The sequence below is a fragment of the Streptomyces armeniacus genome, from assembly GCF_003355155.1.
Classification (GTDB): Bacteria; Actinomycetota; Actinomycetes; order Streptomycetales; family Streptomycetaceae; genus Streptomyces; species Streptomyces armeniacus.
The window spans coordinates 3567540-3591775 of sequence record NZ_CP031320.1; the positions used below are offsets into that span (position 1 = coordinate 3567540).

The 24236-nt window shown below is 71.6% G+C and carries 23 protein-coding genes and 1 other annotated feature; of the genes, 18 read left to right on the plus strand and 5 right to left on the minus strand.

All coding sequences use genetic code 11. The features are described 5' to 3' along the window. Positions 1–18 precede the first annotated feature (18 nt). From DVA86_RS15395 to DVA86_RS15405, 4 genes are all read left to right on the plus strand, one after another. On the plus strand, positions 19–1614 hold the full coding sequence (locus tag DVA86_RS15395; RefSeq protein ID WP_208878981.1) for an acyl-CoA carboxylase subunit beta: 1596 nt from the start codon (positions 19–21) through the stop codon (positions 1612–1614). Positions 1615–1656: 42 nt separating this feature from the next. Beyond that, entirely contained in the window at positions 1657–1863 is a 207-nt protein-coding gene (locus DVA86_RS15400; RefSeq protein WP_208878983.1) for an acyl-CoA carboxylase epsilon subunit, read from the plus strand. A gap of 285 nt (positions 1864–2148) precedes the next feature. Next, complete coding sequence (gene mmpB / locus DVA86_RS35955) at positions 2149–2277, plus strand: morphogenic membrane protein MmpB (protein WP_281279298.1); 129 nt, start codon at positions 2149–2151, stop codon at positions 2275–2277. A gap of 64 nt (positions 2278–2341) precedes the next feature. Beyond that, a complete protein-coding gene (locus tag DVA86_RS15405; RefSeq protein ID WP_208878984.1) occupies positions 2342–2974 on the plus strand; it encodes a Maf family protein in 633 nt (210 codons plus the stop codon). Here the strand turns inward: DVA86_RS15405 and DVA86_RS15410 are convergent. Further along, the gene (locus DVA86_RS15410; RefSeq protein ID WP_245996614.1) at positions 2949–3395 is read right to left on the minus strand and encodes a hypothetical protein; all 447 of its coding nucleotides are present in this window, start codon (positions 3393–3395) and stop codon (positions 2949–2951) included. The two genes, DVA86_RS15405 and DVA86_RS15410, sit on opposite strands and share 26 nt — an antisense overlap. A gap of 390 nt (positions 3396–3785) precedes the next feature. On the opposite strand from DVA86_RS15410, the gene DVA86_RS15415 reads away from it, so the two are divergent. Both DVA86_RS15415 and DVA86_RS15420 read left to right on the plus strand, forming a co-directional pair. Continuing rightward, complete coding sequence (locus DVA86_RS15415) at positions 3786–5546, plus strand: acetyl/propionyl/methylcrotonyl-CoA carboxylase subunit alpha (protein ID WP_208878987.1); 1761 nt, start codon at positions 3786–3788, stop codon at positions 5544–5546. A gap of 229 nt (positions 5547–5775) precedes the next feature. Beyond that, the gene (locus DVA86_RS15420; protein WP_208878988.1) at positions 5776–7044 is read left to right on the plus strand and encodes a DUF6461 domain-containing protein; all 1269 of its coding nucleotides are present in this window, start codon (positions 5776–5778) and stop codon (positions 7042–7044) included. Between the two features lie 167 nt (positions 7045–7211). Here DVA86_RS15420 and DVA86_RS15425 read toward each other — a convergent pair whose 3' ends face one another. Beyond that, a complete protein-coding gene (locus DVA86_RS15425; RefSeq protein WP_245996615.1) occupies positions 7212–8195 on the minus strand; it encodes a DeoR/GlpR family DNA-binding transcription regulator in 984 nt (327 codons plus the stop codon). Between the two features lie 140 nt (positions 8196–8335). Continuing rightward, the gene (locus tag DVA86_RS15430; RefSeq protein WP_208884726.1) at positions 8336–9781 is read right to left on the minus strand and encodes an NAD(P)H-quinone dehydrogenase; all 1446 of its coding nucleotides are present in this window, start codon (positions 9779–9781) and stop codon (positions 8336–8338) included. Between the two features lie 152 nt (positions 9782–9933). On the opposite strand from DVA86_RS15430, the gene DVA86_RS15435 reads away from it, so the two are divergent. The 7 genes from DVA86_RS15435 (at position 9934) to DVA86_RS15465 (ending at position 14482) form a co-directional block, all read left to right on the plus strand. Continuing rightward, on the plus strand, positions 9934–10371 hold the full coding sequence (locus DVA86_RS15435; protein WP_208878991.1) for a gamma-glutamylcyclotransferase family protein: 438 nt from the start codon (positions 9934–9936) through the stop codon (positions 10369–10371). A gap of 202 nt (positions 10372–10573) precedes the next feature. Next, complete coding sequence (locus DVA86_RS15440; RefSeq protein WP_208878992.1) at positions 10574–10873, plus strand: hypothetical protein; 300 nt, start codon at positions 10574–10576, stop codon at positions 10871–10873. Positions 10874–11016: 143 nt separating this feature from the next. Beyond that, positions 11017–11841 carry a purine-nucleoside phosphorylase gene (locus DVA86_RS15445; RefSeq protein WP_245996616.1) on the plus strand — a complete coding sequence of 275 codons (825 nt, stop codon included), beginning with the start codon at positions 11017–11019 and terminating at the stop codon, positions 11839–11841. Positions 11842–11931: 90 nt separating this feature from the next. Then, positions 11932–13587: a phospho-sugar mutase gene (locus DVA86_RS15450; protein ID WP_208878995.1), complete on the plus strand. Its 1656-nt coding sequence runs from the start codon at positions 11932–11934 to the stop codon at positions 13585–13587. Positions 13588–13631: 44 nt separating this feature from the next. Beyond that, the gene (locus DVA86_RS15455; RefSeq protein ID WP_208878997.1) at positions 13632–13826 is read left to right on the plus strand and encodes a hypothetical protein; all 195 of its coding nucleotides are present in this window, start codon (positions 13632–13634) and stop codon (positions 13824–13826) included. Positions 13827–13853: 27 nt separating this feature from the next. Further along, positions 13854–14063: a type II toxin-antitoxin system VapB family antitoxin gene (locus tag DVA86_RS15460; RefSeq protein ID WP_208878998.1), complete on the plus strand. Its 210-nt coding sequence runs from the start codon at positions 13854–13856 to the stop codon at positions 14061–14063. Then, a complete protein-coding gene (locus tag DVA86_RS15465) occupies positions 14060–14482 on the plus strand; it encodes a PIN domain nuclease (RefSeq protein ID WP_208879000.1) in 423 nt (140 codons plus the stop codon). Before DVA86_RS15460 ends, DVA86_RS15465 begins: the two co-directional genes overlap by 4 nt. Before the next feature lie 26 nt (positions 14483–14508). On the opposite strand, the gene DVA86_RS15470 is transcribed toward DVA86_RS15465, so the two are convergent. Beyond that, a complete protein-coding gene (locus DVA86_RS15470; RefSeq protein WP_208879002.1) occupies positions 14509–15357 on the minus strand; it encodes a PH domain-containing protein in 849 nt (282 codons plus the stop codon). A gap of 110 nt (positions 15358–15467) precedes the next feature. On the opposite strand from DVA86_RS15470, the gene deoC reads away from it, so the two are divergent. The 5 genes from deoC to DVA86_RS15495 all read left to right on the plus strand — a co-directional run bounded on the left by deoC (position 15468) and on the right by DVA86_RS15495 (position 22018). Beyond that, a complete protein-coding gene (deoC, locus tag DVA86_RS15475; RefSeq protein WP_208884728.1) occupies positions 15468–16499 on the plus strand; it encodes a deoxyribose-phosphate aldolase in 1032 nt (343 codons plus the stop codon). A 5-nt stretch (positions 16500–16504) separates the two neighbouring features. Further along, the gene (locus DVA86_RS15480) at positions 16505–17998 is read left to right on the plus strand and encodes an aldehyde dehydrogenase family protein (protein WP_208879004.1); all 1494 of its coding nucleotides are present in this window, start codon (positions 16505–16507) and stop codon (positions 17996–17998) included. Further along, positions 17991–18887, plus strand: coding sequence for an aldehyde dehydrogenase family protein (locus tag DVA86_RS15485; RefSeq protein ID WP_208879006.1), 897 nt, complete (start codon positions 17991–17993; stop codon positions 18885–18887). The genes DVA86_RS15480 and DVA86_RS15485 overlap by 8 nt, the downstream gene beginning before the upstream one ends. Positions 18888–19076: 189 nt before the next feature. Continuing rightward, positions 19077–21395 (plus strand): SpoIIE family protein phosphatase, encoded by a 2319-nt coding sequence (locus tag DVA86_RS15490; RefSeq protein WP_208879008.1) that lies wholly within the window; start codon positions 19077–19079, stop codon positions 21393–21395. A gap of 98 nt (positions 21396–21493) precedes the next feature. Then, complete coding sequence (locus DVA86_RS15495) at positions 21494–22018, plus strand: NUDIX domain-containing protein (protein WP_425470837.1); 525 nt, start codon at positions 21494–21496, stop codon at positions 22016–22018. Positions 22019–22061: 43 nt separating this feature from the next. On the opposite strand, the gene DVA86_RS15500 is transcribed toward DVA86_RS15495, so the two are convergent. Next, positions 22062–23024, minus strand: a complete 963-nt coding sequence (locus tag DVA86_RS15500) for an alpha/beta hydrolase family protein (protein WP_208879010.1) — start codon at positions 23022–23024, stop codon at positions 22062–22064. Between the two features lie 425 nt (positions 23025–23449). Next, positions 23450–23756: a sequence feature (16S ribosomal RNA rRNA prediction is too short), on the minus strand. Between the last annotated feature and the right edge of the window lie 480 nt (positions 23757–24236).

The window sequence follows — 24236 nt, forward strand, 5'->3', positions numbered from 1 at the left end:
GAGTAGGAGCCGCAGGCCGTGTCCGAGCAGGAGACAAGCCCCGACATCCATACGACCGCGGGCAAGATCGCGGACTTTCAGCGGCGGGCGGCGGAGGCCACGCACGCGGGCTCCGCGCGTGCCGTCGAGAAGCAGCACGCGAAGGGGAAGCTGACCGCTCGCGAACGCGTCGATCTGCTGCTCGACGAGGGGTCGTTCACGGAACTGGACGAGTTCGCGCGGCACCGCTCGGTCGCCTTCGGCATCGAACGCAACCGCCCGTACGGCGACGGCGTCGTGACCGGCTACGGCACCGTGGACGGCCGCCCCGTGTGCGTGTACTCGCAGGACTTCACGATCTTCGGGGGATCGCTCGGCGAGGTCTACGGCGAGAAGATCGTCAAGGTCATGGACTTCGCGATGCGCACCGGCTGCCCGGTGATCGGCATCAACGACGGCGGCGGCGCCCGTATCCAGGAGGGCGTCACCGCCCTCGGCCTGTTCGCCGAGATCTTCCGCCGGAACGTACACGCCTCCGGCGTCGTCCCGCAGATCAGCCTGATCATGGGCCCGTGCGCGGGCGGCGCGGTCTACTCCCCCGCGATCACCGACTTCACGGTGATGGTCGACCAGACCTCGCACATGTTCATCACGGGCCCCGACGTGATCAAGACCGTCACGGGCGAGGACGTCGGCTTCGAGGAACTGGGCGGCGCCCGTACGCACAACACCACCTCCGGCGTCGCGCACCACATGGCGGGCGACGAGAAGGACGCCGTCGAGTACGTCAAGGCGCTGCTCTCGTACCTGCCGAGCAACAACCTCTCCGAGCCGCCCGTCTTCCCCGAGGCGGTCAGCCTCGAGACCTCCGACGAGGACCGCGAGCTGGACACCCTCATCCCGGACTCCGCGAACCAGCCGTACGACATGCACAGCGCCATCGAACACGTGCTGGACGACTCCGAGTTCCTGGAGACGCAGGCGCTGTTCGCGCCGAACATCATCACCGGCTTCGGCCGCGTCGAGGGCCAGTCTGTGGGCGTGGTGGCCAACCAGCCCATGCAGTTCGCCGGCTGCCTGGACATCGACGCGAGCGAGAAGGCGGCGCGCTTCGTGCGCACCTGCGACGCGTACAACATCCCGGTGCTGACCTTCGTCGACGTGCCCGGCTTCCTGCCCGGCACCGACCAGGAGTACGACGGGATCATCCGGCGCGGCGCCAAGCTGATCTACGCGTACGCGGAGGCCACCGTCCCGCTGATCACCGTGATCACGCGGAAGGCGTTCGGCGGCGCGTACGACGTCATGGGCTCCAAGCACCTCGGCGCCGACCTCAACTTCGCCTGGCCCACCGCCCAGATCGCCGTGATGGGCGCGCAGGGCGCCGTGAACATCCTGCACCGCAAGGCACTCGCCGAGGCCGGTTCGCCCGAGCAGACGGAGGAACTGCGGGCGAAGCTCACGGAGGAGTACGAGGACGCGCTGCTCAATCCGTATGTGGCGGCCGAACGTGGGTATGTAGACGCCGTCATCATGCCGTCCGAGACGCGGCGCCACATCACCCGCGGGCTGCGTACGCTCCGCTCCAAGCGCGAGCAGCTGCCCCCCAAGAAGCACGGCAACATCCCGCTCTAAGCGGCCAGTCCGCTGCCGAAAGCCACGGAGAGGGGCAACACCATGATCAAGGTCGTACGGGGCAACCCGACCCCCGAAGAGCTCGCCGCCGCCCTGGCGGTGGTCCGTGCGCGGGCGGCCGCGGCGGCGGCGGGAGACACCGCCGCACGCGAGGCCGACGAGTGGTCCGACCCGGCCCGCACCATCCCGCGCAGCCGGGTCCCCCACCCGGGCCCGAAGGCCTGGCGGACGACCTTCTGGCCTGCCTGAGCCCGCCGGAAACGAGCTCAGCCTCGAAGAGCGGCCGAGGTGAGATCTCCTGTTGGGCGCGCGCAAGCGCCCGGACGCGAGCCGAGACATGGGTGCAGCGAGCGAGCCAAGGGCGCGCCGGTGTCGAAAGCGATGAGACCAAGTGAGCGAGGAACGACCGAGTGCAGCGTCGAAGAGTGTCGACGCCGGGTGCAAGGGCCCGGAGGCGAGCCGAGCACAAATAAACGCAGCGCCTGAGTACGCGTACTCAGGCGCTGCGCGCCGTTCTGGCCGACCATCGTCCCTATGCTCTGGTCTGACCCCCACGACGAGCCGCCGGAGGAACTCCGTGCCGCCCAAACCATGCTCCGCCGGCTGAGCTGGCTGCTCGCCGTCTCGGTGCTGGCCGCGCTGCTGCTCACCGGCGGGCGTTGACCGCCCGGTGTACGTCGCCCGCCCGCGGTGGCGGCCTCTTCGCGCGCTCTCCTAGGATCGGCGCATGAACGACGCCACCGGTCACCCCCCGCGCACCGCCCGCCGTCTCGTCCTCGCGTCCGGCTCACCCGCCCGGCTGGGGCTGCTCCGGCAGGCCGGGCTGGCGCCCGAGGTGATCGTCAGCGGGGTCGACGAGGATGCGCTGTCCGCGGACACACCCGGGGAGTTGGCGCGTGTGCTGGCGGAGGCGAAGGCGGACGCGGTGGCCGTACGGCCCGAGGCCGCCGGAGCGCTCGTCGTCGGCTGCGACTCCCTGCTGGAGCTGGACGGGCAGCCGCTCGGCAAGCCCGCCGACGCGGAGGACGCGACGGCGCGCTGGAAGTCCATGCGCGGCCGGGCCGGTGTGCTGTGCACCGGGCACTGCGTGATCGACACGGTGAGCGGGGCGCGCGCGTCCGCGACCGCGGAGACGACCGTACGGTTCGGGACGCCGTCGGACGCGGAGATCGCCGCGTACGTCGCCTCGGGTGAACCGCTGCACGTGGCGGGCGCGTTCACGCTCGACGGGCTGTCGGCGCCGTTCGTCGAGGGCATCGAGGGCAGTCACGGGAACGTCATCGGGCTGTCGATGCCGCTGCTGCGCGAGCTGCTCGGGCGGCTCGGGGTGGCCGTTACGGACCTGTGGGCTCGGGAGTAGTACGCGGCGGGCCCGCGTTGCCGCCGTTGCCGCGCGCGCCGTTGTTCTCGCGCTTGGCGCCGCCCTCGGGGTCGCCGTACGACACCAGCGACCACACGATCAGGCCGAGCACCAGCATCATGAACAGGAACGCGGGCCAGCCGACCAGCCCGACGGTGAACGCGCCCAGCACCCCGTGCACCACGGCGGCGCTGATGAGCAGGATGCGCAGGAAGTTGCGCGGAGCGCGGTCGCGGACCGCCATGTGCAGCAACACCCCCGCGCACACGAGGAGATAGCCGCCGAAGAGAATGCCGCCGATGACGGTCGCGACCGTCATCGAGCGGGGCGCGAGTCCGGCTAGAGACATCTGCTGATCGTCCACGACCATGCTGAGGAATAGATGGATCAGGACGATCCCGAACGCTTCCGCTATCAGCACGGCCGCGCCAACCACGGCTACGGGTCTCCGAGCCACCCCGACCCACCCCTACTTCTCTCGTCAGCCGAGCACGAACGCATGGCACCGGGAACGCTACTCACGGGTAAGAGTGGCGGCAAGGGCCTGGACAGAACGCTAAAGAATCCTCACCACGTTCGTAGGGGTTCCACAAAGACAAGGGGAATGACCATGCTTGTTGCCACAGAGACCTTAACCACATCAGCGTTCGGCAGGCAGCCCACAAAACCCGGCGTACCGTGTACAGACAAGGGATGACGGGGGTGCAGCCGCCCTCGGATCACACTCTGTGGGCAAGCTCACCCCTGTGAGCCGCTCGGCGTGTGGTGTCACCAATACCTAAACTCACCTTGTTTCCAGGAGGGAGTCATCGTGCGCAAGGTGCTCATCGCCAACCGCGGCGAGATCGCTGTCCGGGTTGCCCGAGCCTGCAGGGACGCCGGGATCGCGAGCGTCGCGGTCTACGCGGAGCCGGACCGGGACGCACTGCACGTCCGGACCGCCGACGAGGCATACGCGCTGGGCGGGGACACACCTGCCGCGAGCTACCTCGACGTCGCCAAGGTGCTGACCGCGGCCGCCGATTCGGGCGCCGACGCCGTCCACCCCGGCTACGGCTTCCTCTCCGAGAACGCCGAGTTCGCCCAGGCCGTCCTCGACGCCGGGCTCACCTGGATCGGCCCGCCGCCGCAGGCCATCCGCGACCTCGGCGACAAGGTCGCCGCCCGGCACATCGCGCAGCGCGCGGGAGCGCCGCTCGTCGCGGGCACCAAGGACCCGGTCTCGGGGGCCGACGAGGTCGTGGCGTTCGCCCGCGAGCACGGCCTGCCGATCGCCATCAAGGCGGCCTTCGGCGGCGGCGGACGCGGCCTCAAGGTCGCCCGCACCCTGGAAGAGGTGCCGGAGCTGTACGACTCGGCGGTTCGCGAGGCGGTCGCCGCCTTCGGCCGCGGCGAGTGCTTCGTCGAGCGCTATCTGGACCGCCCGCGGCACGTCGAGACGCAGTGCCTCGCGGACCGGCACGGGAACGTGGTTGTCGTCTCCACCCGCGACTGCTCGCTCCAGCGCCGCCACCAGAAGCTGGTGGAGGAGGCGCCCGCGCCGTTCCTGACGGACGAGCAGAACGCGGAGCTGTACCGCGCGTCGAAGGCCATCCTCAAGGAGGCCGGCTACGTGGGCGCGGGCACCTGCGAGTTCCTCGTGGGACAGGACGGCACGATCTCCTTCCTGGAGGTCAACACCCGGCTCCAGGTGGAGCACCCGGTCACCGAGGAGGTCACCGGCATCGACCTCGTGCGCGAGATGTTCCGCATCGCGGACGGCGGGGTGCTGGGGTACGACGACCCGCAACTGCGCGGGCACTCCTTCGAGTTCCGGATCAACGGTGAGGACCCCGGTCGCAACTTCCTGCCCGCCCCCGGCACCGTGACGGCCTTCGCGCCGCCCGCGGGGCCCGGCGTACGGCTGGACGCGGGCGTCGAGACGGGCTCGGTCATCGGCCCGGCCTGGGACTCGCTGCTGGCCAAGCTGATCATCACCGGCGCGACCCGCGAGCAGGCGCTGCAGCGGGCCCGGCGCGCGCTCGCGGAGTTCACGGTCGAGGGCATGGCCACCGCGATCCCGTTCCACCAGGCGGTCGTCGCCGACCCGGCGTTCACGGCCGACCCGTTCACGGTGCACACGCGGTGGATCGAGACGGAGTTTGTCAACGAGATCAAGCCGTTCGCCGCTCCGGGTGCCACGGAGGAGGACGAGGCCGACGGCAGCCGCGAGGTCGTCGTGGTCGAGGTCGGCGGCAAGCGCCTCGAGGTGTCCCTGCCCGCCTCGTTGGGCGCCTCCGCGGGGGCGGCGGCAGCGGGCACGGGCGGCAAGAAGCCCAAGCGCAAGGCCACCAAGAAGGGCGGCTCCGCGGCCTCCGGCGACGCGCTGGCCTCCCCCATGCAGGGCACGATCGTCAAGATCGCGGTCGAGGAGGGGCAGCAGGTCGAGGAGGGCGAACTGGTCGTCGTCCTCGAGGCGATGAAGATGGAGCAGCCGCTGAACGCGCACCGGGCGGGCACTGTCAAGGGCCTCAGCGCGGAGGTCGGGGCCTCGCTGTCGGCGGGCTCGGTCATCTGCGAGATCAAGGACTGAGCAGGACTGACCAGGGACTGAGCAGGGACCTGGGCGCACGCGCTCGTAGCGTCTGAACGGCGAAGGAGCCGGGGCGGTCTGGCCGTAAGGCCGGGCGACCGCCCCGGCTCCCGCGGTTCCGGCCCCCTGCCGCGGCGAAGAGGCTCCGGAGAGGGCCTTGTCAGACCCTCGTGTGAGCCTGGCACTGCACACGTCGTCCGGCGGCAGCCGCGGGGAGAGGGAGCGAAGCGTGCGTGAGCTGAAGCCGTATGAGCGGCTGAGCGAGGACGATCCGCTCAGGTCACCGTCCGGCCGGTGCAGACTGGGTTACGACTCCGGGGGCATCGCCGTCGTCACGGTGTTCCGCACGGGAGAGGTGCTGTGGCGGGCGGGCGACAGGGCCCGGGGAGCGGCCGGGCGGCTTCTGCTCGGTGACGGCGGCGCGGTCCAGGTGGAGGACGCGGCGAACGAGACCGTCTGGGTCTCGGACATCGCGCTGCCGGGAGCGGCGTCCCTGACCGTCAACAACCGCGGCGAGCTGGAGCTGTGCGATGGCCCCGGCATGCCGGTGTTCAACTCGCGGACCGGCCCGACCGGGATGGTGGCCGTGTACGACGCCGCACCCGCCGCGGAGATCACCCCCACGCGCTATCTGGTGCGCGAGCACAAGTGGCGCCGCCTGGTCACACGCGAGCCCGACGGCTCGCTGCGGATCTCGGCCACGGACACCCGGACCGGCCACGGCGTGACCAGACAGCTGACCGGCCCGCTGGTGCCCTGGCTGGAACAGGACGGGACGGTCCTCACCTGGCGGCTGATCGACAAGCTCTGGTCGCTCTGCCTGGCGGACGCCGACGGCGGGCTGCTCTGGCACGAGCACATGCGCGACGACCCCGTGATCGCACCGCCTCCGGCTCCGGCTCCGGACCATGCGGACCGCGGTCCGGAGCCGGGCGAGGACTTCACCTCATGGCTGAAGCTCCTCATAGACAGCCCCGAGCCCGAATACTGCGTGAGCGTCGTCCACGACGTGGCGCCTCTCGACGCCCTGTCCCGGCTGGGCGTCGAGCCACGGCGGATCAGGACCGGTACGTGGCGGGAGCTGCGGGAGCACTCCCTGCGTGAGGAACTCTCCCTGAACGAAGGGATCGTCGCCGCGTTCGCCCTCGGCCCGCACACCCTGGTGGTCGAGGACAGCATGGGTGCGTCGGCGGCCGGCCGCCCGGAGCTGTCGGAGGGCACCTTCGCCGCCTCGTTCTGCCGGTGGTACCTCGACACGTGCTTCGTGGTGCGCCGCGACGGCGCGATAGTCGCCGGTGAGGACTGGGACGGCGGCACCGGGGAAGGGCCGGACGCGCCCGAGGTGCGGCGGGCGCTCGCCGCGATGGGCTCCGACGACCTGATGGACACCGCCGAAGAGCACGGCGTTGAGCTGGTGTGCCGAGCGGCGGGGGTCAGGCCGACGGCAGCGGACGTGGCCGGGACGGCCCCCGGCGCGATCGTCGCCCACAAGCGGTGAGGTGACCCGCGGGGCGGGCCGAGCCTGCCGTCCGGCCCGGCGGGCACGCGCGGCACCCGCGCCACACCCGCCACACCCGCCACACCCGCGTACGGCGTGGCGGCGCGGCGTACGGGCCGTGCTCCGGCGGGTGGCCGCACCACGCCGGGCGGCCGTCCGCCGGCGCGTCAGCGGAACCCTTCCGGCAGAGCCGTCGGCGGCGGAGGCGCACTCCGCAGCGTGGGCGGCGTGGAGGGCCCGCCGCCCCGCAGCGGCCGGTTGCGCCGCTGCCCGGGCAGCGGCCCCTCGCGGCGGCCCGCGCCGGGCCCGTGCCCGGACGCGCCGCCCGCGACGGGCCCGGAACCGGCCCCGTGCGCGCCGCCCGTCTGGAACGACCGCTCCGTCCCCATGCCCGCGCCCGCCGGCCCCGTGCCGGCGACGGCGATCTGCACGCCCTGGTCGGCCAGGGCCTGCAACTCCCGCCCGGCGCGGTCGTCGTGGGCCAGCGGCTCGTCCGTGACGAGCCGGGTCATCAGCTCCGTCGGCACCGTCTGGAACATCGTGTCGGTGCCCAGCTTGGTGTGGTCCGCGAGGACCACGACCTCGGACGCGGCCTGTACGAGCGCCCGGTCGACGCTGGCGGACAGCATGTTGGAGGTGGACAGGCCGCGTTCGGCGGTGAGCCCGCTGCCGGACAGGAATGCCCGGGAGACCCGCAGGCCCTGCAGGGACTGCTCGGCACCGCTGCCGACCAGTGCGTAGTTGGAGCCGCGCAGGGTGCCTCCGGTCATCACGACTTCGACCCGGTTGGCATGGGCCAAAGCCTGCGCGACCAGCAGGGAGTTGGTGACGACGGTCAGCCCGGCGACGCGCGCGAGCCGGCGGGCCAGCTCCTGCGTGGTCGTACCGGCGCCGACGACGACGGCCTCGCCCTCTTCGACGAGCCCGGCGGCCAGTTCGGCGATGGCGGTCTTCTCGGCCGTGGCGGACAGGGATTTCTGCGGAAAGCCCGACTCGCGGGTGAATCCGCCCGGCAGCACCGCACCTCCGTGGCGGCGGTCGAGCAGTCCTTCCGCCTCCAGCGCGCGCACGTCGCGTCTGACGGTCACTTCGGATGTCTGGACGACTCGGGCGAGCTCACGGAGCGAAACGGCTCCGTTGGCCCGGACCATTTCAAGGATCAATTGGCGACGTTCTGCAGCGAACACAAAACTGACAGTAACGCCCCCGACCGTCTGCTTTCAGCTCCTTGCGGCAATTATCGGAAGTTGTTTGTACGACTCGCTGCGAAGTGGTATACGCAGCGCGGGAGTCAGCCGTCGGCGCCCTTGCGGCTGTGCAACTGCCGTGCCACTTCGGCGATCGAGCCGGTCAGCGACGGGTACACGGTGAATGCCTTGGCGACCTGCTCCACCGTCAGGTTGTTGTCGACCGCGAGCGAGATGGGGTGGATCAGTTCGCTCGCGCGGGGTGCCACGATCACGCCGCCCACCACGATGCCGGTGCCCGGCCGGCAGAACAGCTTCACGAAGCCGTCCCGGATGCCCTGCATCTTCGCGCGCGGATTGCGCAGCAGCGGCAGCTTCACCACCCGGGCGTCCATCTTGCCGCCGTCGATGTCGGCCTGGGAGTAGCCGACGGTGGCGATCTCCGGATCGGTGAAGATGTTCGCGGAGACCGTCTTGAGGTTCAGCGGCGCCACCGTCTCGCCCAGGAAGTGGTACATCGCGATCCGGCCCTGCATGGCCGCGACCGACGCGAGCGCGAGGACGCCGGTGCAGTCGCCCGCCGCGTAGACGCCCGGCGCGGACGTACGGGACACCTTGTCCGTCCAGATGTGGCCCGAGTCGTGCAGCCGTACGCCCGCCTCCTCCAGACCCATGTCGCGCGTGTTGGGGACGGCGCCGACCGCGACCAGGCAGTGCGTGCCCGTGACCGTACGGCCGTCGTTCAGCGTGACCTCCACGCCGTCGCCGACACGTTTCGCCGACGCCGCGCGCGAGCGCGCCATGACGTTCATGCCGCGCCGCCGGAACACGTCCTCCAGCACCGCGGCCGCGTCCGGGTCCTCGCCCGGCAGCACGCGGTCCCGCGAGGAGACGAGGGTGACCTGCGAGCCGAGCGCCTGGTACGCGCCCGCGAACTCGGCGCCGGTGACGCCGGAACCGACCACGATCAGTTCCTCGGGGAGCTCCTGCAGGTCGTACAGCTGCGTCCAGTTGAGGATGCGCTGCCCGTCGGGGCGCGCGTCCGGGATCTCGCGCGGGTGGCCGCCGGTCGCGACGAGCACGGCGTCCGCGGTCAGCCGCTCCTCGCTCCCGTCGGCTGCCCGTACGACGACCTGGCGCGAGCCGTCGGGCGCCTGGTTCGGCTCCACGCGGCCTCGGCCGCGCATGACGCGGGCGCCGGAACGGGTCACGGACGCGGTGATGTCGTGCGACTGGGCCAGCGCCAGCCGCTTGACGCGGCGGTTCACCTTGCCCATGTCAACGCCGACAACGCGGGCCGCCTGCTCTATGGGCGGGGTGTCGTCCTCGATCTTGATGCCGAGCTCCTCGTGCGAGGAGTCGAAGTTCGTCATCACCTCGGCCGTCGCGATGAGGGTCTTGGACGGCACGCAGTCGGTGAGCACCGACGCGCCGCCGAGACCGTCGCAGTCGACGACGGTCACCTCCGCGTTGAGCTGCGCTGCCACCAGCGCAGCTTCGTAGCCGCCGGGTCCGCCACCGATGATCACGATCCGAGTCACATGTCCCAGTGTCCCGCATCCGCGCCGCGCTCCGCGCCCGGCCCCCGGAGAGCGGGCGGAACGGGCCTCCAGGTTCCGGACTACGCGATTCCGGTCTGGCCCGTGTTGCGGCGTATGTCTGGTGCGGTGAACCACGGGGGCCACTCCCGTACCCTCGACCCATGTCGCTCTTCGCCGCCTACGCCGGCTCACTCGACGCGCGGCTGATGTCACGCCGCGCTCCGCACTCACCGCTGCGCGGCACCGGATGGCTGGACGGCTGGCGCCTCACCTTCGGCGGCGAGCACATGGGCTGGGAGGGCGCCCTGGCGACGGTGGTCGAGGCACCGCGCTCACAGGTCTTCGTGGCCCTCTACGACATCGCGCCCATGGACGAGGACGCCATGGACCGCTGGGAGGGCGTGGGCCTGGACATCTACCGCCGGATGCGGGTCAGGGTGCACACCCTGGACGGCGACGAGCCGGCCTGGTGCTACGTGCTCAACGGCTACGAGGGCGGCCTCCCCTCCGCCCGCTACCTCGGCGAGCTCGCCGACGCCGCCGAGTCGGCCGGCGCCCCGCACGACTACGTGATGGAGCTGCGCAAGCGCCCCTGCTAGTGCTCTCCCCGGGCGCCCTCCGAGCCCGGCCCCTCCTTCGGGACCGGTCCCGGACCCGCGCTGGCATGATCCCCGGCCGGCCGGGGCGTTCCCGGCCGTTTCGACGTCGAGGCGACGAAGGGCTGGGTACGGGATGGGGCTCCTCGGGCGGTGGCGGAACCGGAGATCGGCGCAGCCGGGCGTCAGACCGCTGATCCAGATAATGGAGAAGGACGAGCCGGCCACCGCGCACGGGCCGGGCGTGCGCACCTGCTCCGAATGCGGTGAGCGGTGGCGGTCGTATCTGGGCGAGCTCACGGACTCCGGCGAGCTCGCGGCACTCCGTACGCGCGGCGAGTGCAGGGTGTACGCCAGCTGGGACCGGACGCTCGGGCTCACCTGCCGCGGCTGCCGCCGCAGCCGCTGCCGCGCGCACTGGGGCGAGCCGCGGACCGCGGCCGCGGTGCCGGGCGCGGACGACTACGTCTGCCCGCACTGCGGCGACCGCCTCGACCACGGCTGAGCCGGTCCACGGGGCGAACCGGGCCGAACGCACCCTGTGATGTGGGGGAAATGCAGAGGGAACGTGGCGGGAACCCGCCGTTTACGATCCACTTCAGCGGCCCCTTCTACGCGCGTAGGCTCAGTCAGGCTACCCTCGTGCGCGTGAACGCATCTCCCACATCGGGCACACCCGAAGACCACGGCACCCCGTCCGCCGAGGCAGCCGCCAACCGCCTGCGGGAGCTCACGGGGGTGGACAGCCACGACGTCGCCCTCGTGATGGGCTCCGGCTGGCTTCCCGCCGCCGAGGTGCTCGGCAAGCCCGAGCACGAGTTCCCGGTCACCGAACTGCCCGGGTTCCCCCTGCCGACGGTGCAGGGCCACTCCGGGAAGGTCCGCTCGTACAAGGTGGGCGCGAAGCGCGCGCTCCTCTTCCTGGGGCGCACGCACTACTACGAGGGCCGCGGCGTCGCCGCCGTCGCACACGGCGTCCGTACGGCCGTGGCCGCCGGCTGCAAGTCCGTCGTGCTGACCAACGGCTGCGGCGGGCTCCGCGACGGGATGCGGGTCGGACAGCCCGTCCTCATCCGCGACCACATCAACCTGACGGCCGCCTCCCCCATCGTCGGCCCGAACTTCGTGGACCTCACCGACCTCTACTCCCCGCGCCTGCGCGCCCTGTGCCAGGAGATCGAACCCTCCCTGGACGAAGGCGTGTACGTGCAGGTCACCGGGCCGCACTACGAGACCCCCGCCGAGATCAACATGGTGCGGACCATGGGCGGCGACCTGGTCGGGATGTCCACCGTCCTGGAGGCCATCGCGGCCCGCGAGGCGGGCGCCGAGGTGCTCGGCATCTCGCTCGTCACGAACCTCGCCGCGGGCATGACCGGCGAACCCCTCAGCCACGAGGAGGTCCTGCAGGCGGGCCGCGACTCCGCCAGCCGTATGGGATCTCTGCTCGCGCAGGTGCTGGGCCGGATCTGACCGGGAACCCGTCTCCCCAGACGGGCCGTCCCAGAGGCGCGCCCCGGAACAGTTCCCCGGCCCAGACCCGTTCGAGAGGCAGGAACCCCCGTGCACAACGATGTCGTCGCACAGGCCCGCGCGTGGCTCGCCGAGGATCCGGACCCGGAGACGCGGGAGGAACTGGCCAAGCTCATCGAGACGGCCGACGGTGAGGAGCTGGCGGACCGGTTCGCCGGCACGCTCCAGTTCGGCACCGCCGGGCTCCGCGGTGAGCTGGGCGCCGGGCCGATGCGGATGAACCGCGCCCTGGTGATCCGGGCGGCGGCCGGGCTGGCCGCGTACCTGCGGCGCACGCACGGGGAGGGCGAGGGCCTCGTCGTCGTCGGGTACGACGCCCGCCACAAGAGCGCCGAGTTCGCCCGCGACACCGCCGCGGTGATGACCGGCGCGGGGCTGCGCGCCGCGCTGCTGCCGGGTCCGCTGCCCACGCCCGTACTCGCCTTCGCCGTACGCCACCTCGGCGCCGTCGCCGGCGTCACCGTCACCGCGAGCCACAATCCGCCGCGCGACAACGGCTACAAGGTGTACCTCGATGAGGGCTCGCAGATCGTGCCGCCCGCCGACGCCGACATCGCCGCCGAGATCGCCGCCGTCGGCCCGCTGTCCTCGGTGCCGCGTCCCGAGGGCGGCTGGGAGACGCTGGACGAGGGGATCGTGGACGCGTATCTGGACCGTACGCGCGCGGTGCTGACCGACGGCTCCGCGCGCGACGTCCGTACGGTGCACACGGCACTGCACGGGGTGGGGGCCCGTACGTTGCACGAGGCGTTCGTACGGGCGGGCTTCCCCGCGCCGATCGCCGTGCCCGAACAGGCCGAGCCGGACCCGGACTTCCCCACGGTCGCCTTCCCGAACCCCGAGGAACCGGGCGCCATGGACCTCGCCTACGCCACCGCCCGCGCCGCCGACCCCGCCCCCGACCTGGTCCTCGCCAACGACCCGGACGCCGACCGGTGCGCCGTCGCCGTGCCCGACCCGGGCGCGGAGTCGGGCTGGCGGATGCTGCGCGGCGACGAGGTGGGCGCGCTGCTCGCGACGCACCTGGTGCACAAGCGGGCGCGGGGCGCGTTCGCGACGACGATCGTCTCGTCCTCCCTGCTCGCCCGCATCGCGGCGGCGGCGCGGCTCCCGTACGAGGAGACGCTGACCGGCTTCAAGTGGCTGGCCCGGGTGGACGGGCTGCGGTACGCGTACGAGGAGGCCCTCGGCTACTGCGTCGACCCCGAGGGCGTCCGCGACAAGGACGGCATCACCGCCGCGCTGCTGACCGCCGAACTCGCCGCCGAGCTGCGCGAGTCGGGCCGTACGCTCACCGACCTGCTGGACGACCTCGCGGTGGAGTACGGGCTGCACGCGACCGATCAGCTGTCCGTACGCGTCGAGGACCTGTCCCTGATCACCGTGGCGATGGACCGGCTGCGCAGCCGCCCGCCGTCGTCACTCGCGGGCCTGCCCGTCACCTCGGCCGAGGACCTCACCGCGGGCTCCGCCGCGCTGCCGCCGACCGACGGGCTGCGCTACGTGCTGGACGACGGCGCGGCACGCGTGGTGGTCCGGCCGAGCGGCACGGAACCGAAACTGAAGTGCTATCTGGAGGCGGTCGTCCCGGTCGAGGACGCCACGGCCCTCCCCGACGCCCGCACCCGCGCCCGCCAGACGCTCGCGGCCCTGAAGACGGACCTGAGCACGGCGGCGGGCATCTGAGCGTACGGACCACCTGCACCGACGTACACGCCTGCGCTCACACCATGACCGCAACCGAGCGGCGGAATCCGCTGCGTCCGCGCTTTGTCCCCGTCATCGACCTGCAGCACAGATGGCGGCACAGGCCGCGGCTCGATGCCGCAGCTCTGCGCGCCGAGGCTGACGAGTTCTACGGCGGCGAGGACCGGGTGGACAGGGCGGAAGATCCCTTGGCACGCCGACGCGGCGATATATACTGAGCCCTAGCCGCATATATTGGGGGTCGCATGTCCAAGCTGCTGGTCGAGATCGACGACGAGGCCCTGGCGGAGGCCGCCGCCATACTCGGCACCACTACGAAGAAGGACACGGTGAACTCCGCGCTGCTCGAGGTGGCCAAGCGCCACACCAGAGCGCAGGCTCTGGCCGAGCTTCGCGAGATGGGCGCACAGGGTGATTTCGACGTGCTGCTCGACAAAGAGAACTACCGCCGTTGAGCACTGTTTCCTATCTGGTCGACACCTCGGCCGCTGTCCGGCTGCTGCTCGACAAGACGCTGGACGACCGCTGGGGAGCGGCGCTCCGCGAAGGGCTGCTGGGGCTCTGCGACCTCACCGAGCTGGAGGTGCTGTACTCCGCGAAGTCATTCCACGACCGCGCGGAGAAACGGCAGTTGCTCGGCCGGCTCTTCGGCTGGTGCCCGACGCCCGACGGCGTCGAGAGGCGTGCCCACACCGTGCAGGAGTTGCTGACCCGGCACGGCGAGCACCGGTCGGCCGGCCCGGTCGACCTCCTTGTCGCCGCGACGGCCGAGCTGAACGGGCTAACGGTGCTGCACTACGACCGTGACTTCGCGACCATCGCCCGCCGCACCGGGCAGCCCGCTCAGTGGCTGGCCGAGCCCGGCACGATCTGACGCGCGATCGGCGCGCCGGGAGGGCGTCAGCGCGTGGCGAAGAGGATCGCCAGGGCGATGGCGCCCAGCAGGGCCGGGACGAGGACCTCGTACGCCCAGCGCACCGTGACCTCGCCCGCCGGGGCGGCGTCCGGGCCGTCGACGCCGTGGCGCAGGGCGAGTTCGCGCAGTTCGTCGATGGCCTGGTCCGAGGTGGCGCGCTTCTCGGCCATGTCCGCCTCGGTGGTGACGGCCTGGCCGCCGATGCCCAGGAAGCCGCGGGCGGGCGGCTCACCGGCCCGCACGCGGGCGTTGTGGCGCTGGACTCCCTTGCGGGCGCGCAGCGAGACGGGGATGGCCCACAGCTGGTACTTGCCGCCGCCGGCGACCACCTCGCTCGTGTAGCCCGCCTGCAGCGACTCGACCGACGGCCAGGGCACGGTGATGGTGCGCAGCGGGTTCCGTACGCGCATCTCCTCCGCGCCCGCGAAGACCGCGGGGCGCAGGGTGTACGCGACCACAGACGGCACGAAGAACAGCAGCCCGGCGAGGGCGGTCACGGGTGTGCGGCCGGTGCCGTTCAGCACCGCGTCGGCGCCCAGCCAGACCGCGAGGGCGATGAGGACGACACCGCCGGCGATGGCGGAGGGCGACCGGTAGCAGCGGTCGGCGTACTTCGGCGGCTCCGGCGCGGCCGCGGCAGCTGCGGAAGCCGAACCGGAGGCCGAATCGGAAGCCGAATCGGAAGCCGAACCGGAAACCGGCTCGGAAGCCGATGCGGACTCCCCCTCCGGCTCAGACGACGTCTCGCGCTCGCGCTCCGACACCGCGCCGCCCTCCCGCTCGCGCTCCCGCCTGCCCTCGCGCCGCTCGGGGCCCTTGTGCTCGCTCGTCATGAGGGTGATTGTGCCCGACCGTCCGTATGCCGGACATTGCGGTCCGGCATCGATCTCGGAGCGCACGCTTCAGAGGACGCTACGCGTGTAGATATGCTCGTCTGGTGACCATGTCCTCTGCGCCCTCCACCCCCGCACCGGCCCCGTCCGCGGGCGCGCCCGCGACCCCCTCCGGGGCCCCGGCCGCGACCGGCTCACCGTTCGCCGACGTGACCGCGTCCGACGCCGCCCTGCGCCGCTACCTGCACGGGCTGCCCGGCGTCGACGCCGTCGGCCTCGAGGCACGCGCCGCCGCGCTCGGCACCCGTTCCATCAAGACCACGGCCAAGGCGTACGCCATCGATCTGGCCATCTCGATGATCGACCTGACGACCCTCGAGGGCGCCGACACCCCCGGCAAGGTCCGGTCGCTCTGCGCCAAGGGCATCAGCCCCGACCCCACGGACAGAACGGCCCCCAAGGTCGCCGCGATCTGCGTGTACCCGGACATGGTGGCCACCGCCCGCGAGGCGCTGGCCGGTTCCGGCATCCACGTCGCGTCCGTGGCGACGGCCTTCCCGGCCGGCCGTACGGCGCTGCCGGTCAAGCTCGCGGACACCCGCGACGCGGTGGCGGCGGGCGCCGACGAGATCGACATGGTGATCGACCGCGGTGCCTTCCTCGCCGGCCGCTACATGGCGGTGTTCGAGGAGATCCGCGCCGTACGGGAGGCGTGCGTACGCCCCGACGGCAGCGCCGCCCACCTCAAGGTGATCTTCGAGAACGGCGAGCTGTCCACGTACGACAACATCCGCCGCGCCTCCTGGCTGGCGATGCTCGCCGGCGCGGACTTCATCAAGACCTCCACCGGCAAGGTCGCCGTCAACGCGACCCCGCCGAACACGCTGCTGATGCTGGAGGCCGTACGGGACTTCCGCGCCGCCACCGGCACGCAGATCGGCGTGAAGCCGGCCGGCGGCATCCGCACGTCCAAGGACGCGATCAAGTACCTGGTGCTGGTGAACGAGACGGCGGGCGCGAACTGGCTCAGCCCGGACTGGTTCCGGTTCGGCGCCTCCAGCCTCCTCAACGATCTGCTGATGCAACGCCAGAAGCTGAGCACCGGGCGTTACTCCGGTCCCGACTACGTGACGGTGGACTGACCCAGATGACACGTGAAACCCCCCAGGTGACCGGCGGCACCGGCGCCGCCGCCGGCACCGGCCCCGCCAAGGCGTTCGCCTACGCGCCCGCGCCCGAGTCCCGCGCGATCGTGGACATCGCGCCGAGCTACGGCCTGTTCGTGGACGGCGAGTTCCGCGACGCGTCCGACGGCAAGGTGTTCAAGACCGTCTCGCCCGCCTCCGAGGAGGTGCTGTCCGAGGTCGCGCAGGCCAGTGCGGAGGACGTGGACACGGCCGTACGGGCGGCCCGCGCCGCGCACGCCGAGTGGGCCGCGCTGCCGGGCGCCGAACGGGCCAAGTACCTGTTCCGCATCGCGCGCATCGTCCAGGAGCGCGCCCGCGAGCTGGCGGTGCTGGAGACCCTCGACAACGGCAAGCCGATCCGCGAGACCCGCGACGCCGATCTCCCGCTGATCGCCGCGCACTTCTTCTACTACGCGGGCTGGGCCGACAAGCTCCCGCACGCCGGCTTCGGCCCCGACCCGCGGCCGCTCGGCGTCGCCGCCCAGGTCATCCCGTGGAACTTCCCGCTGCTGATGCTGGCCTGGAAGATCGCGCCCGCGCTGGCCACCGGCAACACGGTGGTGCTCAAGCCCGCGGAGACGACCCCGCTGTCGGCGCTGTTCTTCGCGGACATCTGCCGCCAGGCGGGCCTGCCGCGCGGCGTCGTCAACATCGTCACGGGCGCCGGGCCCACCGGCGCCGCGCTGGTCGCGCACCCCGACGTGGACAAGGTGGCGTTCACCGGGTCCACGGCGGTGGGCAAGGAGATCGCGCGTACGGTCGCGGGCACCCGTAAGCGGCTCACGCTGGAGCTGGGCGGCAAGGGCGCGAACATCGTCTTCGACGACGCCCCGATCGACCAGGCCGTCGAGGGCATCGTCAACGGCATCTACTTCAACGGAGGCCAGGTCTGCTGCGCGGGCTCCCGGCTGCTCGTACAGGAGTCGGTGCAGGACGAGCTGCTGGACGCGCTCAAGCGGCGCCTCGCCACCCTCCGGATCGGCGACCCGCTGGACAAGAACACCGACGTCGGCGCCATCAACTCGGCCGAGCAGCTGGCCCGTATCACCGAGCTGACGCGCGCGGGCGAGGCCGAGGGCGCCGAGCGCTGGTCCCCGGCCTGCGAACTGCCCAGCACCGGCTACTGGTTCGCGCCGACGGTCTTCACGAACGTCACGCAGGCGCACCGCATCGCGCGCGAGGAGATCTTCGGCCCGGTGCTCTCCGTGCTCACCTTCCGCACCCCGGACGAGGCGGTCGCCAAGGCGAACAACACCCCGTACGGGCTGTCGGCGGGCGTGTGGACGGAGAAGGGCTCGCGCATCCTCAAGATGGCGCAGCAGTTGCGGGCGGGCGTGATCTGGTCCAACACCTTCAACAAGTTCGATCCGACCTCGCCGTTCGGCGGCTACCAGGAGTCGGGGTTCGGCCGCGAGGGCGGCAGGCACGGCTTGGAGGCTTACCTCGATGTCTGACACACCGAAGGCGACCGCGGGGCGCGCGGCACCGCGGCTCGGCGTCCTGAAGACGTACAAGCTCTACATCGGGGGCAAGTTCCCCCGTTCCGAGAGCGGACGGGTGTACGAGGTGACCGACTCCAAGGGCAACTGGCTGGCGCACGCGCCCCTGTCGTCCCGCAAGGACGCCCGGGACGCGGTGGCCGCGGCGCGCAAGGCGTTCGGCGGCTGGTCCGGGGCCACGGCGTACAACCGCGGGCAGATCCTCTACCGCGTCGCGGAGATGCTGGAGGGCCGCCGGGACCAGTTCACCGCCGAGGTCGTGGCCGCGGAGGGCGTGGCCAGGGGGAAGGCGGCGGCGCGGGTGGACGCGGCGATCGACCGCTGGGTCTGGTACGCGGGCTGGTCCGACAAGATCGCCCAGGTCGCGGGCGGCGCGAACCCGGTCGCGGGGCCGTACTTCAACCTGTCCTCGCCGGAGCCGACGGGCGTGGTGGCGGTCCTGGCCCCGCAGGAGTCGTCGTTCCTCGGCCTGGTGTCGGTGCTCGCGCCCGTGATCGTCACCGGCAACACCGCCGTGCTCGTACCCTCCGAGGAGCGCCCGCTGCCCGCCCTCTCCCTCTCCGAGGTGCTGGCCACCTCGGACCTGCCCGGCGGCGTCGTCAACGTGCTGTCCGGGCGTACGAGCGAGCTGGGCACGCCGCTGGCCGCGCACCAGGACGTCAACGCGATCGACCTGACCGGCGCCGGACCCGAGCTGGCCCGTGACCTGGAGATCGCGGCGGCGGACAACCTGAAGCGCGTCCTCCGCCCGGCGCCGTCCGAGGACTGGGCCGCCGACCCGGGCACGGGCCGGCTGCTGCCGTTCCTGGAGACGAAGACGGTCTGGCACCCGGTCGGCACCTGACGCCCGCCCGCCCCCGCATCCCGTACCCGTACCCGTACCCGTACGGAACCGCGCGCTCGCACCCCGTGTGCGAGCGCGCGGTTCCGTCACGGCGGCCTGCTGCCGTGCCGTGCACAATGGTGTAAACCGCAAGAATTCCGACGGTACGGGGCACCGGGACGGGTGCGCCGATTGCGAGGACTGGGGCCGGTGGAGGACGGGACACCGAGCGCGATGACGCAGGACGGCGGCTTCGAAGGGCCGTACACGTCCGTCCAGCGCGCTGCCCTGAGCCTGCTGTCCTGCACCGACTCGTCCAGACTCCTCAGCGTCGCGCTCGACGGCTGCCTGCGGGAGTTCGACAGCGCACACGGCGTGATCTACCTCCTGCAGGACGACGGCTGGCTCCGCCTCGCCGCCGTCCGCGGCTACCCGGAAGACCTGGTGGAGCGCTTCCGTACGATCTCCCCGCGCACGCAGCTGCCCGCCGCGCAGTCCATCCAGTGGCGGCGGCCCGTGTACGGGGGCTTCGAGGAGTACGCCAAGGACTATCCGGACGTGCCGCTGTTCCGGCAGCCGTACGGCTTCGCCGCCTTCCCCTTCCTCGTCGACGACCGCTGCCTGGGCGCCATGCTCGTGCAGACCGCCCCGACGCCGCCGACCCCGGACCTGGTGGTGGCCGCCACCATGATCACGTCCGTCTGCGCACACCGGCTCGAACACCTGCTGGCGCTCGGCGGCTCCGTCGAGCACGCCGGCAGCGTACGGCTCGGCCGCGCCCTGAGCCTGATCGACAGCCGCTCCCGCAAGACCCGGCTCGAACTGGCCATGACCGGCGCCGACATCGGCTTCTTCGAGTGGGACTTCAGCACCGGCCGCATCAGCTGCGACGAGCGGCTGTGCCACATCCTCGGCGTACGGCCGCACGAGTTCGACGAGCGGATCGAGACGTTCCACGAGGCGCTGCACCCCGACGACCAGCGCGCCTTCGAGGTGGCGCTGGCGGAGGGCCTCGAATCGGGGCGGCTCACCGTCTCCCAGCGGATGGTGCACGCGAACGGCTCCATGCGCTGGGTCAAGATGGAGGGCCGGGTCTCCCAGGACGCCGAAGGGCGGCCGCAGGGCCTCGTCGGCATCGTGCAGGACCGCACCGACGAACACCTGCGGGAGACGCGGGACGCGGCCCGCCGCGAGTTCATGCTCAGCGTCACGCGCGGCGTCGTCAACGCGCTCTCCACCCAGGAGGTCATCGACACCGCGGCCGCCCGCGTCCTCCCGGTGCTCGGCGCCCGCAACCTCGCGCTGTTCGTACGGGAGCGCGACAGGTTCGAGCTGGCGGGCTCGTACGGCTTCGAGGAGGGCATGCTGGAGCGGCTCCGCTCCAACGGCCGTACGGTGTCGCGGTATTCGGGGCTGATGGCGACGCTGATGCGGCGCCCGATGTTCCTCGAGTCCGCCGACTCGTTCTACTCCCTCTTCCCCCGCGACTTCCAGCCGCTCCCCGGCCAGCGGGCGTGGGCGACGCTGCCCGTGATCACCCAGGGGACCGTCGGCGTCTGCGTGATCGCCTTCAACCGCCCGCACACCTTCTCCGAGGACGACAAGGCCCTGTGCCACGCGACCGCGGGCGTCCTCGCACAGGCCGTGGACCGGGCGCGGCTGCTGGACCTGCGGCGCGAGCAGCTGACGGAGCTGCAGCAGCTGATGCTGCCGAATCGCGTCCCCGAACTCCCCGGGCTGGACCTCGCCGTGTGCTACGTCCCCGGCTCGGGCGGACTGGAGGTGGGCGGCGACTGGTACGACGTCCTGCCCTCCGACGACGGCCGCGTCGTCGTGACCGTGGGCGACGTCGAGGGCCACAGCGCCCCGTCCGCCGCCGTGATGGGTCATCTGCGGGTCGCCATGCAGGCGTACGCCACCCAGGGCATCGGCCCGGCCGCGCTGCTGCGGCACGGCAACCGCATCCTGTGCGACCTGGACACCGAACGCTTCGCCACCTGCACCGCCGTGGAGGTGACCGCGTCGAGGAACCTGCTGCGCATCGCCAGGGCAGGTCACGCCCAGCCGCTGCTGCTCGACCCGGACGGCCGGGTACGGGAGTTGGACGTGCCCGGCGGCATCCCGCTCGGCTGTTTCGAGAACGGCGAGTTCGACGGGTACGCGGTGACGGAGCACGCGCTGCCGCCGGGCGCGACGCTGCTGCTGTACACCGACGGACTGGTGGAGCGGCGCGGCCAGGACTACGACGAGTCGGTGCGCATGCTGTCCGACCGGCTGACACGCCTGGTCGCCAAGCTGCGGGAGCGGGAACCGGAGCGGGACGCCCGTACGGACGGGGGCGCGCGCAAGGAGACGTGCTGCCTGAACGCGCTGGCGGACGAGCTCGTCGCGCCGGCACGCGCACGGGACGCGCACGACGACATCGCGCTGCTCCTGCTGCGCCGCCGGACCGCCGAGGCGGAGGCGGCAGCGGAACCGGAAGCCGAGGCGGAACCGGAAGCCGAGGCGGATACGGAGGCTCCGGCCTGACGCGCGGCGCCTGCCGCACGGCCCTCGGTACGCTGACGAGCGCGCCCGTGTCCGCTGACCGGCGCCGAGCGCCGTGCCCGCACCGAGGAGGACCCGCCGTGGCCCAGCCGCCGCAGACCGACGCCGCAGCCCAGCCGCCGGACCTGGACCCCCGGTCGGACGGTACGGCCGCCCGGCTGATCGCGGCCGTCATCGTGCACGACCGCGAGCGGCGGCGGGTCGTACTGCTCCGGCGGAGCCCGCGGGCACGCTTCGCCCCCGGCCTGTGGGACCTGCCCCTCGGCAAGCAGGAGCCGGGCGAGCCGCTGACGGGGACCGCCGTACGCGAACTCCTCGAGGAGACGGGCCTGTCCGTCGCACCCGAGTCGCTGCGGCTGGCGCACGTCGTACACGCCGCGCGGGGCATGGACGCGCCGGAGGGCTTCCTCAAGACCGTCTTCGTGACGTACGAGTGGGCGGGCGAGCCGGTCAACGTCGAGCCCGAGAAGCACAGTCACGTCGGCTGGACGTCCACGGACGCCCTCCCGGAGGCGTGCGTGCCGTCCTCGTACACCGCGCTGACGGCGTATCTGAGCGGCGGGGGCCCGCAGTTCAGCCTGCGCGGCTGGCCCACGGCACCCTGATACGGGCCCCCGATACGGGCCTCTTCGGTCCGCTCGGAGGGGACTACTTGGCGTCGACCCGTCCGACCGCGTCCGGTCCGGCCGTCAGCGCGGCGCTCACCGTCTGCCAGGCGGGGTCGCCGGGGTAGAGCCGGGTGCGGAGGTACGCCCAGGTGAGCCGCTGGACCGCGGACACCCGCGCGGGGTTCTCGTCCGTGGTCTCGGCGACGTCGTATCCGGAGATCCCGCCGAGCCCGTGCTCCGCGTCGAACAGCGTCAGCAGAGTCTTGGGACCCGGGGCGAGGGTGTACGGATCGGCGTGCCAGTCGGGGCCGTTGACCGTCAGATGCCCGGAGGTGTCCTTGTCGCCGGCCACCACGAGCGCGGGCGTCGTCATCGTGGAGAAGTCCGTGGTGAGGAAGGCGGGTATGTTCTCGGCCGCGAACTCGCTGAGGGCGTCGCCGCCCCTGCCGGGCGCCGCGAGCAGCACACCCGCCGTGATCCGCGGCTCGGCCAGGTCCACCTCCGTTCCGTCGTGCGGATCGGTGAGCCGGGTGCCCAGGAGCAGGCTCGCGGTGTGCCCGCCCATCGAGTGCCCGGCGACGGCGACCCTGCCGCGGTCGAGGCGCCCGGCGAGCTGCGGAACGGCCGCTTCGACCTCGTCGAGCCGGTCGAGGACGCGCGTCATGTCCTGGGCGCGCGACCGCCAGTACAGCGGCGCCTCGGGGTCGTCGGCGGGGTCCAGGGTCAGCGTCCGCGAACTCAGATGGGTGGGCTGGATGACGACGAAGCCGTGCGCCGCCCAGAAGTCGGCGAGGGGCGCGTAGCCGTTCAGCGAGGAGAGGTGGTGGGAGTAGCCCTGGCCGTGCGAGAGGAGGAGCACGGGCAGGTCGTTCCCGGTCACGGGCGCGGAGACGCGTATCTCCAGGTCCACGGCGCGGCCGGGGGCCGGCAGCAGCACCGGGGCGACCGAGAGTACGGGGGCAGGCGAGGCGAAGAGGTCGGCTGGACGCGGCGATCCGCTCATGGCATGGGTCCCTTCCACGGCCCCGCCACGGAAAGCGGAGCACTGTTCCAGAACGTTACGGAGCAGCGTTCCGCTTTGTCAACGGCGCAGTCCCGGCCCCGGCGGGACCCGGACTGCGCCGCGCACAGCGCCGGAGCCCGATCGCGGCCGCGGCTATGGCCTGTCGTCAAAGTCCCGCCTTGCCCGCGACGCCCTGCACGCACATCTGCTGCGTTGTCGCACCGTCCGAGTAGCCCACTACGAGGACGGCACTCCGCCTTGCAGCTGCACGCACCGGACGCCGTGGGCACCGCCTTCGGCGGACGGCGCTACTTTGACGACAGGCCCTAGTCTTCTGAGTCGGGAATTCTGTTCAGATAGCTGGCGAGGCGTTCGAGGATCTCGTCTGCGGTCTTGGTCCACACGTAGGGCTTGGGGTCGGTGTTCCATGCGGTGATCCAGGCACGGATGTCTCGTGTCTCAGTCCCAGTGTGGCCGGTCGCCCTCTCAGGCCGGCTACCCGTCGTCGCCTTGGTAGGCCATCACCCCACCAACAAGCTGATAGGCCGCGGGCTCATCCTGCACCACTAACGCTTTCCACACACAGGAGATGCCTCCGTGTGTCATATCCGGTATTAGACCCCGTTTCCAGGGCTTGTCCCAGAGTGCAGGGCAGATTGCCCACGTGTTACTCACCCGTTCGCCACTAATCCACCACCGAAGCGGCTTCATCGTTCGACTTGCATGTGTTAAGCACGCCGCCAGCGTTCGTCCTGAGCCAGGATCAAACTCTCCGTGAATGCCTCACAACCCTCCAGCAAGAAAGCTAGAGAGCTGACATCACAGGGAGCGGGACGGTCCAGGGGAATAACCCGGACACGTCCACAGCATCCTCGCTGTGTGTTGTTCTTCAAAGGAACCCATACCCCCCACAAAAACAGGGGGCGGGGTATCAACATATCTGGCGTTGACTTTTAGCACGCTGTTGAGTTCTCAAAGAACGGACGCTTCCATCGGACCCGTTTCACCGGGACCCTCCGGGCGCTTCCCTTCGTGGTTTTGCGTTTTCGACTCTAGCAGACGGAATGTGCTGCCAAGAAATCGAGGGAGCTTCTTCGCTGAGCCCGTAATTACCGGCTCGCATTTCGAAGCTGCAGGAGATACTAACCCTTGCTGCCGATCTCGTCGAGTTCGGCGCAACTGTTCAAATCTACTGCCCCCACGACACCGTGT